Source organism: Ligilactobacillus acidipiscis DSM 15836 (genome assembly GCF_001435755.1).
Classification (GTDB): Bacteria; Bacillota; Bacilli; order Lactobacillales; family Lactobacillaceae; genus Ligilactobacillus; species Ligilactobacillus acidipiscis.
Window position 1 is genome coordinate 1 of sequence record NZ_AZFI01000039.1, and the last position, 13365, is coordinate 13365.

General features: G+C 40.4%; 12 protein-coding genes and 1 pseudogene. 9 read left to right on the forward strand and 4 right to left on the reverse strand.

Features of this window, described 5'->3' with window-relative positions; genetic code table 11:
• Window positions 1-110: 110 nt before the first annotated feature.
• The gene (locus FC65_RS04435) at window positions 111-929 is read right to left on the reverse strand and encodes a glycyl-radical enzyme activating protein (RefSeq protein WP_056971705.1); all 819 of its coding nucleotides are present in this window, start codon (window positions 927-929) and stop codon (window positions 111-113) included.
• 268 nt (window positions 930-1197) lie between these two features.
• On the opposite strand from FC65_RS04435, the gene FC65_RS04440 reads away from it, so the two are divergent.
• Together FC65_RS04440 and FC65_RS04445 are read left to right on the forward strand one after the other, a co-directional pair.
• The gene (locus FC65_RS04440) at window positions 1198-2286 is read left to right on the forward strand and encodes a glycerol dehydrogenase (RefSeq protein WP_056971706.1); all 1089 of its coding nucleotides are present in this window, start codon (window positions 1198-1200) and stop codon (window positions 2284-2286) included.
• A 162-nt stretch (window positions 2287-2448) separates the two neighbouring features.
• Window positions 2449-3096, forward strand: coding sequence for an SDR family oxidoreductase (locus FC65_RS04445; protein ID WP_056971707.1), 648 nt, complete (start codon window positions 2449-2451; stop codon window positions 3094-3096).
• Window positions 3097-3225: 129 nt separating this feature from the next.
• Here the strand turns inward: FC65_RS04445 and FC65_RS04450 are convergent, their stop codons facing one another.
• A complete protein-coding gene (locus tag FC65_RS04450) occupies window positions 3226-3987 on the reverse strand; it encodes an SDR family oxidoreductase (protein WP_056971708.1) in 762 nt (253 codons plus the stop codon).
• Between the two features lie 285 nt (window positions 3988-4272).
• Here FC65_RS04450 and FC65_RS04455 point away from each other — a divergent pair, with 285 nt between their 5' ends.
• Entirely contained in the window at window positions 4273-4572 is a 300-nt protein-coding gene (locus tag FC65_RS04455; RefSeq protein ID WP_010497779.1) for a hypothetical protein, read from the forward strand.
• A gap of 44 nt (window positions 4573-4616) precedes the next feature.
• On the opposite strand, the pseudogene FC65_RS11510 reads toward FC65_RS04455, so the two are convergent.
• Window positions 4617-4772: pseudogene (locus FC65_RS11510) on the reverse strand (transposase); the annotation flags it as partial.
• Window positions 4773-5073: 301 nt separating this feature from the next.
• Between FC65_RS11510 and FC65_RS04460 the strand changes: the two are divergent.
• Both FC65_RS04460 and FC65_RS04465 read left to right on the forward strand, forming a co-directional pair.
• On the forward strand, window positions 5074-5598 hold the full coding sequence (locus FC65_RS04460) for a GNAT family N-acetyltransferase (protein ID WP_010497777.1): 525 nt from the start codon (window positions 5074-5076) through the stop codon (window positions 5596-5598).
• Between the two features lie 508 nt (window positions 5599-6106).
• The gene (locus FC65_RS04465; RefSeq protein ID WP_191979904.1) at window positions 6107-8605 is read left to right on the forward strand and encodes a M1 family metallopeptidase; all 2499 of its coding nucleotides are present in this window, start codon (window positions 6107-6109) and stop codon (window positions 8603-8605) included.
• A gap of 117 nt (window positions 8606-8722) precedes the next feature.
• On the opposite strand, the gene FC65_RS04470 is transcribed toward FC65_RS04465, so the two are convergent.
• Window positions 8723-9574 carry an aldo/keto reductase gene (locus tag FC65_RS04470; RefSeq protein ID WP_056971710.1) on the reverse strand — a complete coding sequence of 284 codons (852 nt, stop codon included), beginning with the start codon at window positions 9572-9574 and terminating at the stop codon, window positions 8723-8725.
• A gap of 311 nt (window positions 9575-9885) precedes the next feature.
• On the opposite strand from FC65_RS04470, the gene FC65_RS04475 reads away from it, so the two are divergent.
• The 4 genes from FC65_RS04475 (at window position 9886) to FC65_RS04490 (ending at window position 13269) form a co-directional block, all read left to right on the forward strand.
• Window positions 9886-10323, forward strand: a complete 438-nt coding sequence (locus FC65_RS04475) for a CopY/TcrY family copper transport repressor (protein ID WP_056971711.1) — start codon at window positions 9886-9888, stop codon at window positions 10321-10323.
• Between the two features lie 25 nt (window positions 10324-10348).
• Window positions 10349-10720 carry a cupredoxin domain-containing protein gene (locus FC65_RS04480; protein WP_056971712.1) on the forward strand — a complete coding sequence of 124 codons (372 nt, stop codon included), beginning with the start codon at window positions 10349-10351 and terminating at the stop codon, window positions 10718-10720.
• Between the two features lie 348 nt (window positions 10721-11068).
• Window positions 11069-11341 (forward strand): cupredoxin domain-containing protein, encoded by a 273-nt coding sequence (locus FC65_RS04485; protein ID WP_056971713.1) that lies wholly within the window; start codon window positions 11069-11071, stop codon window positions 11339-11341.
• Complete coding sequence (locus FC65_RS04490) at window positions 11341-13269, forward strand: copper-translocating P-type ATPase (protein WP_056971714.1); 1929 nt, start codon at window positions 11341-11343, stop codon at window positions 13267-13269. The genes FC65_RS04485 and FC65_RS04490 overlap by 1 nt, the downstream gene beginning before the upstream one ends.
• The last annotated feature ends 96 nt before the right edge of the window (window positions 13270-13365 follow it).

Sequence of the window (13365 nt, forward strand, 5' to 3'; positions counted from 1 at the left end):
GAGTTGATTGGGCGGAAAGTTTTGGCTTGCGAAGCTCGACTACAAATCCAGCCAAAAATGATTACACTAATTGTTTTATTTGTTTAAGAATTCACATAAATTTGCTGGTTTTACCAACCATTGATTTGCGCATCGATCCCAGCGTTTTGCAAGATCTTTTGATATTCTAATAAATCGTTTGTATGCAACTGTGCGACATCTTTTAATTCGTATTCTCGACCCAAGTCAGCATACTTTTTCAAGCCGAATTGATGGAAAGGAAGCAGCTCAACTTCTTTGACCCCCATCTTTTGAAATAACTCGCCAAAGTGTTTAGCATCATTATCTGTGTAGTTAAAACCAGGGATCACTGGGATCCGGATACAGTAGTCCTTGCCTGAATCAATGACAGTCTGCATGTTTTTTAAGATCATTTCGTTAGTCCCACCAGTCCCTTGACGATGTAGCAAAGGGCTCCATTGTTTACAGTCAAAATAAATCAAGTCCATATAGGGGTAAAATTCAGCAAAAACGGCTGGTGTGGCGTAACCTGTAGTTTCGCAAGCTAAATGTATTCCTTTTTCTTTAATAGCTTGTGCTAGTTTGATAGCAAATGGTGCCTGGAATAAAACTTCACCACCAGAAAAAGTTACTCCGCCGCCAGATTCTTCGTAGAAATCATAATCTTGCATGATGACATCCATGATTTCAGGCACTGTTTTGTATTCACCGACCATGATCTTACAGCCTTTAGCTTCATCATACATTTCTTCTGGATGCCGTAATTGCGACTCCGGATTAGCACACCAGGCACATTTTAACGGACAGCCTTTAAAGAAGACCACAGTGCGAATACCGGGACCGTCGTTTAAACTAAACTTTTGAATGTTAAAAAGTAATCCTTTGTCAGCTGTTTTCGACCTTCGGGTTCGCCTTTGTCTTGTTGGCACTGAGCATACACCTCCAACTCATATTTTATACAAATGAATTATATCACATAATTACGAACGAAACAAATTAATATTTCTTAGGAAAAGAAGATTGGTTATTCGATACAAAGAGTTGCTTTCACGCGTTTTTAAGTCTTTTTCGTAATAAAACGAATGTAATATAGATAATTAAATGTAAAAAAATATAAGTGTAAACGTTTGACAAAAAATGAACATTGCCGTTATTATCAACGTGAAAGTGGTAACAATTAGAAATGGAGGCTTCAAGATGGTTAAAGAGTTTGCGAGTCCAGCTCATTATATTCAAGGAAATGGTGTATTTGATGAACCCAAAGAGTATCTAGCAAAACTTGGGTCAACCCCCGTTTTGCTGTGTGATAATACTGTTTGGAAAATTGTTGGTGAGAAGCTGAATGGAGTGCTGGAAAAAGAAGATTTTACAGTTATCCGTGTCGAATTTGTCGGTGAAGCTTCAGAAGAAGAAATTAGTCGGATAGTCGGGATCGCTAAAGAAAATAGAAATGATTTTATTATCGGCCTTGGCGGTGGTAAAACACTCGATACGGCTAAAAATGTTGCTCATCAATTAAGTCTTCCTGTGGCAATTTTACCTACTGTGGCATCAACAGACGCCCCATGTTCCGCTTTGTCAGTTCTTTATACTCCTGAAGGTAACTTTAAAAAGTATGCTTTCTATGATAAAAATCCCGACTTGGTTTTGATCGACACCAATGTTGTTGCTCATGCTCCAGTCAGAAATCTGATTGCCGGGATCGGGGATGCAATGGCAACTAATATTGAAGCTCAAGATGTTGCTCGCGGTTATAATCAATCAATGTTGGGCAACGATCCGACATTGGCTTCGTTGGCGATCGCGCAAACCTGTGCAGATAATTTATTTGCTCATGCGCATGCAGCTGTTGCAGCAGTTGAGGGTCAGACCGTAACTTCGTCTTTGGAAACAGTTGTCGAGGCGAACACTTTACTGAGTGTTCTTGGCTTTGAAAGTTCGGGGTTGGCTGCGGCGCACGCGATTTACGATGGTTTTACCGCTTTGTCTGGTGAAAGTGAAACATTGATGCATGGTGAAAAGGTGGCATATGGTTACTTGTGTGAATTGATGTTAGATAATGTTCCAACAGATGTTTTAGACAAATATATCAAGTTTAATAGGTCACTTGGATTACCAACAACATTAGCTGACCTTAAGTTAAGTGATACTAGTTATGATGACCTTTTGAAAGTTGGAAAGCAAGCCACCATTCCTTCTGAAACGATCCATCAAATGCCATTTGAAGTTTCAGCTGAAGATGTAGCGAATGTGATCGTTGCGGTTGATAAATATTGTAACAGCTAATTTTGAATAAGAGTTATTTGTAATGAGCTAGTTTTTCTGGAAAGTAGGGGTGACTCTACTTTTTTTGTACTTAAAGATGATGTTAGGATATTGAACTAATAGCAAATGCTTTTAGTTTTTGCATTTAACTACTAGAATAACCATGAAGGGAGATAGTGTTTTATGAAAAATGTTATAGTTTTAGGAGCTGCAGGAAACATAGCTAAGTTTGCCGAAGAGTATTTGGCACAACAAGGTGATGTGAAGTTAACACTTTATTTACGTCATCCAGACAAGTTGAAGACAGGGGAGGCTAAGCTTGGAACGATCGTTCAGGGTGATGTTTTGGATGAAACGACTTTAGTTTCCGCGTTGCAAGGACAAGATATCGTGTATGCCAATCTGGCCGGGACCGATATAAAACAGCAAGCTGAAACGATTATTAAAGCGATGGATCAAGTTGGTGTTAAACGTTTGATCTGGATTTCTTCAATTGGTATTTATGACGAAGTACCAGGTAAGTTTGGTGAGTGGAATAACAAGATGTTAGGTGAAACTTATCTGCCAACATACGCTGCAGCTGTTAAGGCAATCGAAGACAGTGACCTGGATTACACTGTTTTGCGCCCGGCATGGTTATCCAACAAGGATGAAGTTAGTTATGAATTGACCCAAAAGGGCAAGCCGTTCAAAGGGACAGAAGTTTCACGCAAGAGTATCGGTGAGTTAGTTGCAAAGTTAGTGGGTTCACCTGAAAAACACTTACATGAATCATTAGGTGTCAATAAACCGAATACTGCTGGTGATAAGCCTGCCTGGTATCAAAAGTAATTCATAGGACTATTTTTAATGAGTCGAGTAAAGGTTAAGCTGCTAATATTTAAATAAAATCCCGTATATTTCCATACCAGGAAACATGCGGGATTTTTACGCAGAGTTCTGAACATAAAGTTTCTGTACTTAAACTGTCCAGCCACCGTCGGCCTTAATTATGTCACCGTTTAAGAAACTCGATTCATCGGAACCTAAGAAAACAGCCAAAGCAGCGATTTGATGTGGGTCGCCTAATGGGCCTTCACCAGCCGCCTGCAAGGCCTGACCACCTAGGGGATCAACGTTAGTAATTGTACTTTGGATATTAGTGTTAACTCCACCAGGAGCAATAGCGTTTGCACGGACTTTACCAAACCGACCGTAAGTTGCAGCAATATTTTTGGTTAAACCGACTAAGCCATGTTTAGAAATAGTGTAAACTGCACCGCCGCGAGCGCCAAAAAGCCCGCCAACAGAAGCGTTATTTACTATCACACCGCCGTTTTTTTGTTTTTCCATAACGTTAATGGCGGACCGGGCTGCTTTGAATGGGCCCGTCAAATTTACAGCGATAACTTTGTCATATAGATCGTTTGAAACATTACCGACAGCAGTAAAATTGTCCATGATCCCGGCATTATTGGCTAAGATGTCCAGACTTCCATAAGTGTCTGTTGCTAATTTAATGACTGCATCGATGTCATTTTCATTTGCGATATTAGTTACACTGATTGTAGCTTGACCGCCAGCCTCTGTGATCTCTTGGTGAACTTCGTTTAAGGTGTCTTCGTTAATGTCGGCCAAGATGACCTTGGCGCCTTCTTTTGCATAGTCTTCTGCGATGGCTTTACCCATTCCTGAACCGGCCCCAGTTACAATTGCTACTTTATCTTTTAATCTATTTGGCATTAAATACATCTGCTGTAAATAAGTTTATTTATACAAAGTTATTGTACCAATGTAAGTAAGCGTTTGTAAGAGCAGCCTGTCATTTATTTTTATGCTTATATTACGTTAAATAGAATTTAAAAACTTTGTAGCTCCAAGGGAAAATTGCTTTAAAAAAAGAATGAAGTGAATTATACTTAAGTTGAAATTGTTCATCATTTCACAATAGACAAATTTTGCTTTATGTATTAAGTAAAATGTTGATTTGTTAAAAAATGGCTATAGCTATGAGAGGAGGAAGGATTCATGAATAATGCACTGTGTTTTTTGCGGTGGTTTTTTAATGATTTTTTGCAGGAGTTTGTAAGTATTACTTTACGGATCCAAGTATTAAAAATGAATAGTACCTTAGATAGTTTAATTGATAAAAAACAGGCGCTAAAAGACATCAAACGATATCAACATTTACTTGAGCTCGCAAAGAAAAATGATCCATTAGTAAATCAAGCCTTATGTTGTGTTGGATTTGATAAAAGATTAGCTGATTTTGATGACTTGGATAAAAAATGGCTTCAAGAACTCTTGGAGTATGGTACTGTTTCATAACGGTCGACCGCTAAGAGAATTTCTGATTTAAATTATAGGATGAATTAGAGTCTAGGTCGACCAGAATTGTATTCTGTTAATTGGTTTTCAAGGTATTTTACGACGATCTCTTTTGAAGTATTTCCTAATGTGCTCATGAAATAACTTGGTGCCCATATGTGCCCACCCCATAGTAATTGTTTAGTTTCTGGATATTGCTTAAACTACTGCCTAGTTGTTATTTCTTGGAACGACTTAACAATTGAGCCTGGTATGTTAGCATATACTCCTCTTTACAGTAGATGTGGAAGTAATTCCTGTATCAAACTGTAAGGGGATTTTTTTCGCGTTTGGAAGATCGAACATTATTATTGTTTCGGAATAGTGTCTCCAAGTGAAGGGCAATAATACAATAGAAATTAGATTTGACAGTTAAAAAATGAGCAAGTCTGTTAATATTGGTTACAATATCTATTTTTATTTAGTAAAAGTAGTTTCTAAGCCTAAATATGGAGGTACTTCATGTCTTTAATTTATTTACGTAAAGCAAATAGAGATCATTTAGAGCAAATTATGAATGTGGTTCACGATGCCCAAGAAAACTTAAACGCGGCAGGTATTGATCAATGGAAAAATGGTTATCCTGACAAATTTAACATTCTTTCTGATATCGATCAGAATTCACTTTATGAAATCATGTTTGAAAAGCAAATTGCTGGGATAATCACGATTCAAGACACTCCTGAACCAAATTATAAAACATTGTCAGGTGGCAAATGGTTGGGTAGTGATAACTACGCCACAATACATCGTCTAGCCATCGATTCATCTTTTTCACATCAAGGATTAGGGAAGATGGCACTGATCAGTGCACTATCTTTGATAAGGGAACAGCAAATAACATCTGTTAGGGTTGATACCCATCGGAAAAATCAGCGTGTCCAGCATCTAGTTACGCAATTGGGGTTTAAATACCGCGGAGTGATCCATATTGTTGATCCACATGGTGACCTGGATAATGATGCCTATGAATTGATTATGGAGTAGCGGATAAAGTTGTTGATTGGCCCGAAGTTGGTTAGATGTAGGTCCAAAAAATAGTTGATCGGATCTTAGATAGTAATAGTACCTGGTGTTTTATACATTTTGTTAACTGTAAATATGTCAAAAACATTATAGTTACTATTAAAACAACACTTGGTAATTATTCAACAAAATTCATTTGCCTATGGAGCATATTATTTCATAGCTTTATGAGGTCGTCTTGTCGTATAATGAAAATACGTGAACAAATTTATGTTAAATAAATGAGAATAAGGTTTGTTTTCATAGTCGAGTAGCAACAAGCAAGAAGTTCCGCTTGTTTTCACTCGGTTTTTAGTCGAGTTTCGCAAGCCTGGACTTTCCGCCTAACCAGCCCCACTATCATGGCGCGAAAACTGCACGCTATAATAGTAGGTCTCGTTAGTGCTCGAGTCCAAACCGGCTTGCTCCACTCTGTTTTTAATAGGAGGTATTTTAAGTGACACGTTTATATGATAATTTTCAACCAGAAATGTACAAGGTTTACTTAGATATTGATCGTGGTTCAAAAACTATCACTGGTCGAACAAAGATTAGTGGTCACGCTCAAAGTGCTCAAATTGCTGTTAATCAAAAATTTTTGAAAATTTCTGACGTTAAAGTCGAAGAGAAGAGTGTTGACTTCTCAGTTGATGATGACGAGGAAATTATCAACATTGAATTGCCGCAAGCAGGTGATACGAACCTGACGATCGATTATACAGCACCTTTGACTGATTCAATGATGGGGATCTATCCTTCCTATTATCAAGTTGATGGTGAGAAAAAGCAGTTGATCGGGACGCAGTTTGAAACAACAGCTGCACGGCAAGCTTTCCCATGTGTCGATGAGCCGGAAGCAAAAGCAAATTTTGATTTAGCAATTAAGTTTGACGAAAAGCCGGGCGAAACGATCATCGCTAATATGCCTGAAGTAGATGTCGATAATGGGGTACATTATTTTGATCGCACGGTTAAGATGTCAACTTACTTAGTGGCCTTTGCCTTTGGAGAAATGCAAAGTAAATATACTACAACTAAGAGCGGTGTGAAAATTGGTGTTTTCTCTACCAAGGCACATAAACCTAACGAATTAGATTTTCCGTTGGATATTGCCAAACGTTCGATTGAATTTTATGAAGACTTCTACCATACACCATATCCATTGCCGCATTCATGGCAATTAGCCTTACCAGACTTCTCGGCTGGTGCGATGGAGAACTGGGGCTTAGTTACTTATCGTGAAGCTTACTTGGTGCTTGATCCCGATAATACATCGCTTGAAACTAAAGAATTGGTTGCGACTGTGATTGCTCATGAGTTAGCTCATCAATGGTTCGGTGATCTGGTCACTATGAAGTGGTGGGATGATCTCTGGTTAAATGAAAGTTTTGCCAATATGATGGAATATGTAGCTGTTGATGCCTTAGAACCTGACTGGCATATTTGGGAATTATTCCAAACATCTGAAGCTCCAGCTGCTTTGCAACGCGATGCTACTGACGGAGTTCAGCCTGTCCATGTTCAGGTCGAAAAACCAGCTGAGATCGATTCGATTTTTGATGGTGCGATCGTTTATGCTAAGGGATCGCGGATGTTAGTCATGGTCCGTTCCTTGATCGGCGATGATGCTTTGCGCAAAGGATTGAAAGCATACTTTACAGCCCATCATTATGCTAATGCGTCTGGTGCTGACTTGTGGGATGCGCTTGGACAGGCGGCTGGGATCGATTTGGCCAAGATCATGAATACATGGTTGGAACAACCGGGGTATCCTGTGGTCAGTGCGAGTGTTGTTGCTGGTAAGCTGATTCTTTCACAAGAACAGTTCTTCATCGGTGACGGTAAAGATGTGGGCCGTTCATGGCAGATCCCATTGAACGGAAATTATGAGGCCGTCCCTCAAATTATGGCGGAAAAAACACTCGAGCTGGGTGATTATCAAGAATTACGTCAACAAGCGGGCGCACCATTGCGCTTGAATGTCGGCAATGAAGCTCATTTTATCGTTAAATATGATGATGCTTTATTAAACGATATTTTAGATAATAGTGATTCCCTAGATCCAATCTCACAGTTGCAATTACTCCAAGATCTACGTTTGTTAGCTGAAGGAAACCAGATCTCTTACGCAAGTGTAGTTCCGTTGCTCAAACGTTTTTCAGACAGCCACTCCAATGTTGTTAATGCAGCCCTCTATCAGGTTGCTGGCAACTTGAAGAAGTTTGTTGCACTTAATTCAAAAGAAGAAAGTACTTTACGCCAGCTTTTTGACCAATTGAGTGCAGCACAAGTCAAACGCTTGGGCTGGATGCCGAAATATGGTGAGTCGATCGATGATCAATTGACCCGCCCATATGTTTTGAATGCTGCTTTATATGCAAAAAATCAAGATTCGATCACAGAAGCACACGGATTGTTCGAAGCTAATGCAGAGGCTTTAGTTGACCTACCAGCCGACATTCGGGTCTATGTTTTGGCAAATGAAGTGCAAAATTACAGCAGTTCAGATTTACTTGACCGGTTACTGACAGACTATATTCGTACATCTGATGGCAGTTACAAAGCAGACATTGCTGCTGCTTTACCAATGATCCCTGATAAGGATCTGTTGGCTCAAATCGTGGCTGAATATGAAAACAGTGAAACGATCAAGCCACAAGATCTGCGTGCTTGGTACCGGGGAGTTTTGGCTAACGACCATGGTCAACAGTTGGCTTGGGATTGGATCCGCAACGACTGGCAGTGGTTGGAAGACACTGTTGGCGGCGATATGGAATTTCCAACCTTTATTACTGTCACTGCTGGGATCTTCAAGACGCCCCAACGTTTGACGGAGTTTAAAGAATTCTTTGAACCTAAGATCAACACCCCTGGTTTGACTCGTGAGATTAAAATGGACACGAAGGTCATTGAAAGTCGGGTCGCTTTGATCGAGAATGAAAAAGACGCCGTTAATAAAGCAGTCAACTTGTTTGTTTTTAACAACTAAAAGATAAAAAACGCCCTGCTCTTGAAGTACCGAAAAGTACTTGAGAGCGGGGCGTTTTATGTCTTCATAAAAAGTTCAAAGTTTCTGACCTTGACCTTAAAAAAGATTTAATTACTTTTAAAAGTTTACTTCGTCAGGGTTACCGCCGTAACCAGCAACACCAACCAGGCCATCGATCTTCTTCATTTGCTCGTCATTCAGTTCGAAATCGAAAGCATGTGTGTTTTCTTCGATCCGTTCTGCATGAACAGATTTTGGAAGAGGAAGATATTTACGTTGTAATGACCAGCGTAGGCAAACTTGTGCAATGGTATGGCCAGTTTCATCGGCTAATTTTTGTAATGTCGGGTCAGTGAAGATCTTTCCTGTGCCGAAAGGACTGTATGCTTCCAGCAAGATCCCGCGCTCACGGCAATAATCAACCAATTCATCATCATGGTCGCCAGGACATAAATGAATCTGGTTGACCATCGGTGTAATTGTTTGAGTCTTTTCCAAAACTTCCAGATGATGCTGGTAGAAGTTAGAAACACCGATTGCTCGAACTTTTCCAGCTTTGTAGGCGTCTTCCATGGCGCGCCAAGTTTCTTGCAAATGTTTTTCCCAATTATCGTTGCGATATGGAGCTGGATTTGGCCAGTGGATCAAAAAGAGGTCCAAATGATCTAGTCCTAGATCAGCTAAACTTTTATCTAAAGCAGCTGTAGCTCTTTCGTAGGTATGGTTAATGTTATTGAGTTTGCTAGTGACAAAAAGTGAATTACGATCTACACCGCTAGCTTTGATCGCCCGGCCAACACTTTTTTCATTACCGTACATTTCAGCGGTATCGATGTGACGGTAGCCGGCATCCAGGGCAGCTTTAACTGAAGATTCAGCTATGTCGCCATCAGGAGTTTGCCATGTACCAAAACCAACAACTGGAATTTTAACACCATTGCTCAATGTGTAAGTGCTTGTTAGATCCATTATCTAAAAACCTCACTTTTTTCAAATTTGTGATCCGACAATATTATATAAATAATTCAAGTTAATGTAAAATAAACTAACCTAAGGAAGACTTTGAAGTTGGCGGGTTCACGAACAAAGAAGTTGTGGTTGTTAGGCAAGATAATTTCATAGCAAATATACTTGTATCGCCTTCTTTAAGGTGACCATTTGAGCGATGGATCCCTAATAAAGCATAAAAATAATTGAGTTGCGATTATCGTTGACAAATGTAAATATAAGAGTAGTATATAGAGTGAAAGTTACAGTTGTAAACAGAAAGAGATGATACTATGACATTAGCTGTAGATGCGACGGAAATGACAACCTCGGAGTGGGAGTTGATGCGGATCATTTGGACAATAGGTCAAGCCAGCAGCAGCGAAGTGATCACTTTGATCCGGGCAAAGAAAAATTGGACAGAATCAACGGTCAAGACTTTGTTGCGTCGTTTGGTAGGAAAAAATGCCTTAAAAACTGCTAAAGATGGGCGTCGCTTTATCTATTCGCCAAATATCACTGAAAATGATGCGATGGATCAGATGAGTGCAAAAATGTTTTCCAGAATGTGTAACATGAAAAAAGGCAAAGAGCTAATTAAGTTAATTTCTGAAACAACTTTAAGTAAAGCTGATATTCAAACGATGCGGGCAGTTTTAAATGATAAACTGCAAACAGCGCCTGATCAGGTTGAATGCAACTGCCTGCCAGGAGAAGGAAGTTGTTGTTAGTGGTGGCAAGAGAGGAAGATTTACAATGATCAAGATCATAGTTTCAATTATAGGTTTAGCGATGATCGGTTTTATCGTCTGGTGGTTTTTTGGAAAGCACGAAGTCGAAGAAGGTGCCGCTGATGTTACTGGACACCAGCAAAGTATCGATGTTGAAGTTAAGGGCGGTTATTCTCCCGAAGTCGTTTTTTTAAAACTAGGAGTACCGGCAACTTTGAATTTTACGCGTAAAGACCCATCGAGTTGTTTGGATAGAGTAGTCTTTCCAGATTTTGGGATCAATCAAGCGTTGCCTCAAGATGAGACGAAGAAAGTTCAGATCGATACCAGCAAGGCTGGAGAGTATGAGTGGGCCTGTGGAATGGATATGTTTCACGGTAAAGTTGTTATCAAATAAATTTAAAGGCTAAAGTAGGGGATAGAGTAAGAAGGTTCGCTTTTTAAAGCTAATCAGAGCAGAAAAGAATTATCTGGCCCCACATCTGACAAAGTAAGGTCCAGACGAACGACTTTTAACCTAAAAGTTAGCAAATTAAATTTAGTTTCCAAAGTATGCACAATTTGCACGAATAAACTAATTAGAAATAAATGATCAACAAAATAACTGGGTGAAAAGATGTTTTGGACTCAAGTGTAACGGATCCCACTAATATGGTGCTTTGTTTTGAAACTATGGTAGTGGGGGTGATCAAGCAAAAAGTTCAGGCTTTTGTGACCCGAGAGATACAAGACAGGAGGAATTATCATGAGTGAACAAGTACAAAAAGCTAATGTTACAGTTGCAGGCGGCTATGAGCCAGAGGTAGTTACTTTAAAGCAGGGTGTTCCAGCTGAACTAACTTTTACGCGAACAAACGAAAAAGGTTGTTTGGATGTCGTCCATTCAAAAGAGCTCGGCTTCGAAACCGAGTTGCCTTTGAATCAACCACAGACCGTCACAGTCCCAACTGACAAAGCAGGCGAATATCAGTTTTCCTGCGGGATGGACATGTTCTTCGGGAAAGTAGTTGTTGAATAATGAAAATTACTACACGTTTTTGGGTTTCCTTGATTTTGTCCTTACCGATGTTAGCGGAAATGATCTTGATGCCGTTGACTGGCTGGATGTTGCCCGGCGGAGAATGGACAATGCTTATTTTGACGACGGTCGTAATGGCACTTTCAGCACGCCCGTTTTTGCAAAGTGCGTGGGCTTCTTTTAAAAAGCATCATTCTAACATGGATACGTTGGTTGCGGTCGGGACTGCGACGGCTTATCTCTATAGTATTTATGCGATGTTTACTGGTAAGAAAGTTTTCTTTGAAAGTGCTGCTTTTGTGATCACCTTTATCTTGTTAGGGCAAGTATTGGAAGAGCGGATGCGTAACAATGCGTCCAACGCCATTGAAAAACTGCTCGATTTACAAGCTAAGGAAGCTGAAGTCAAACGTAATGGACATTTTGTCAAACTGCCAGTTGATCAAATCGTGACCGGTGACGAGATCCGCGTTAAACCGGGTCAAAAAGTTGCCGTCGATGGTGAAATTTTGACGGGGAGTTCTAATATTGACGAGTCGATGGTCACAGGAGAAAGTATGCCAGTTAAAAAAGTGGTCGGCGACAAAGTCATTGGTTCGACTATTAATAGCAATGGAACTTTTACCTTCAAGGCCGAAAAAGTCGGTGATGACACGATGTTGGCACAAATCGTTGAACTCGTTAAAAAGGCACAGAATAGTCATGCACCGATCCAGAAGTTAACAGATAAAGTTTCTGATATTTTCGTTCCTGTTGTTTTGATCATTGCGATCGCAACTTTCTTGATCTGGTACGTGCTGCTGGGTGCCAGTGTCGCTAATTCCTTGATCTTTGCTGTTTCTGTTGTAGTGATTGCTTGCCCGTGTGCGTTAGGTTTAGCAACCCCGACAGCTTTGATGGTCGGGACTGGTCGAGGTGCGAAGATGGGGATCTTGATCAAGAATGGTGAGGTCCTAGAAACGGTCAACGACGTGCAGACTGTCGTGTTTGATAAAACTGGGACGATCACTTTAGGTCAGCCGCAAGTAACCGATGTGATCGGTGATGGCAAACGTGTGCTGCAAGTGGCTGCTTCTTTAGAAGAATCTTCAGAACACCCTTTGGCTGCAGCTATTATGGACACTGTCCATGCACAAAAACTTTCATTTAAAACGGCTGAAAATTTTCAGGCTATCGAAGGCCAGGGAGTTTCTGCTACACTAGCAGGACAACAAGCTTTCGTCGGTAATGAAAAATTACAACATGATTTTAAAATAGCTGATGACTTAAAAAGTCAGATGGCTAGTTTGCAAGATCAAGCTAAAACTGTGGTCTTGGTTGGATTGAATGATGAAGTTATCGGCTTGATCGCCATTCAAGACGCACCGAAAGAAACTTCTAAAGAGGCGATCTCAGCTTTGAAGTCACGTGGCTTGAAGACAGTTATGTTGACTGGCGATAATCAGCGAGTAGCACAGGCAATTGCTGACCAAGTGGGGATCGATCAGGTCATTGCGGAGGTCATGCCTAGTGATAAGGCTGACCGGGTTCAAGCTTTACAGGCGAACGGTAAAGTGGCCTTTGTTGGTGATGGGATCAATGATGCACCAGCCTTGAGTATTGCAGATGTCGGTATTGCTATGGGTTCTGGGACCGATATTGCGATCGATTCAGGCGGGATCGTGCTTGTTAAAAATGACTTGCGGGATGTTGACCGCGCCTTAGCTTTAAGTAAGAAGACCTTTGGCCGGATCAAGTTGAATCTTTTCTGGGCGTTTATCTACAACGTTTTGGGGATCCCTGTTGCTGCAGGTGTCTTCTACGGGTTAGGTTTAACATTGAGCCCGGAAATTGCCGGTTTAGCGATGGCTTTTAGTTCCTTGTCTGTTGTGACAAGTTCAGTTTTACTGAACAAGGCAAAAATTACCAGCAAGGTTGAAATTGCATAGTTAATAAAAGAAATGCTATTTGGACAAGTTTTGTGCAAATAGCTTTTTTTAGGTGCGCCCGGCAGGGGCAGTAACTAGGCGGTGTAAGTCCGCTGT

Coding starts and splice junctions, on each gene's coding strand:
- FC65_RS04480 (WP_056971712.1), top strand. CDS start 10,349: ATGATCAAGATCATAGTTTCAATTATAGGTTTAGCGATGATCGGTTTT.
- FC65_RS04475 (WP_056971711.1), top strand. CDS start 9,886: ATGACATTAGCTGTAGATGCGACGGAAATGACAACCTCGGAGTGGGAG.
- FC65_RS04490 (WP_056971714.1), top strand. CDS start 11,341: ATGAAAATTACTACACGTTTTTGGGTTTCCTTGATTTTGTCCTTACCG.
- FC65_RS04445 (WP_056971707.1), top strand. CDS start 2,449: ATGAAAAATGTTATAGTTTTAGGAGCTGCAGGAAACATAGCTAAGTTT.
- FC65_RS04450 (WP_056971708.1), bottom strand. CDS start 3,987: ATGCCAAATAGATTAAAAGATAAAGTAGCAATTGTAACTGGGGCCGGT.
- FC65_RS04460 (WP_010497777.1), top strand. CDS start 5,074: ATGTCTTTAATTTATTTACGTAAAGCAAATAGAGATCATTTAGAGCAA.
- FC65_RS04455 (WP_010497779.1), top strand. CDS start 4,273: ATGAATAATGCACTGTGTTTTTTGCGGTGGTTTTTTAATGATTTTTTG.
- FC65_RS04485 (WP_056971713.1), top strand. CDS start 11,069: ATGAGTGAACAAGTACAAAAAGCTAATGTTACAGTTGCAGGCGGCTAT.
- FC65_RS04470 (WP_056971710.1), bottom strand. CDS start 9,574: ATGGATCTAACAAGCACTTACACATTGAGCAATGGTGTTAAAATTCCA.
- FC65_RS04440 (WP_056971706.1), top strand. CDS start 1,198: ATGGTTAAAGAGTTTGCGAGTCCAGCTCATTATATTCAAGGAAATGGT.
- FC65_RS04465 (WP_191979904.1), top strand. CDS start 6,107: ATGTACAAGGTTTACTTAGATATTGATCGTGGTTCAAAAACTATCACT.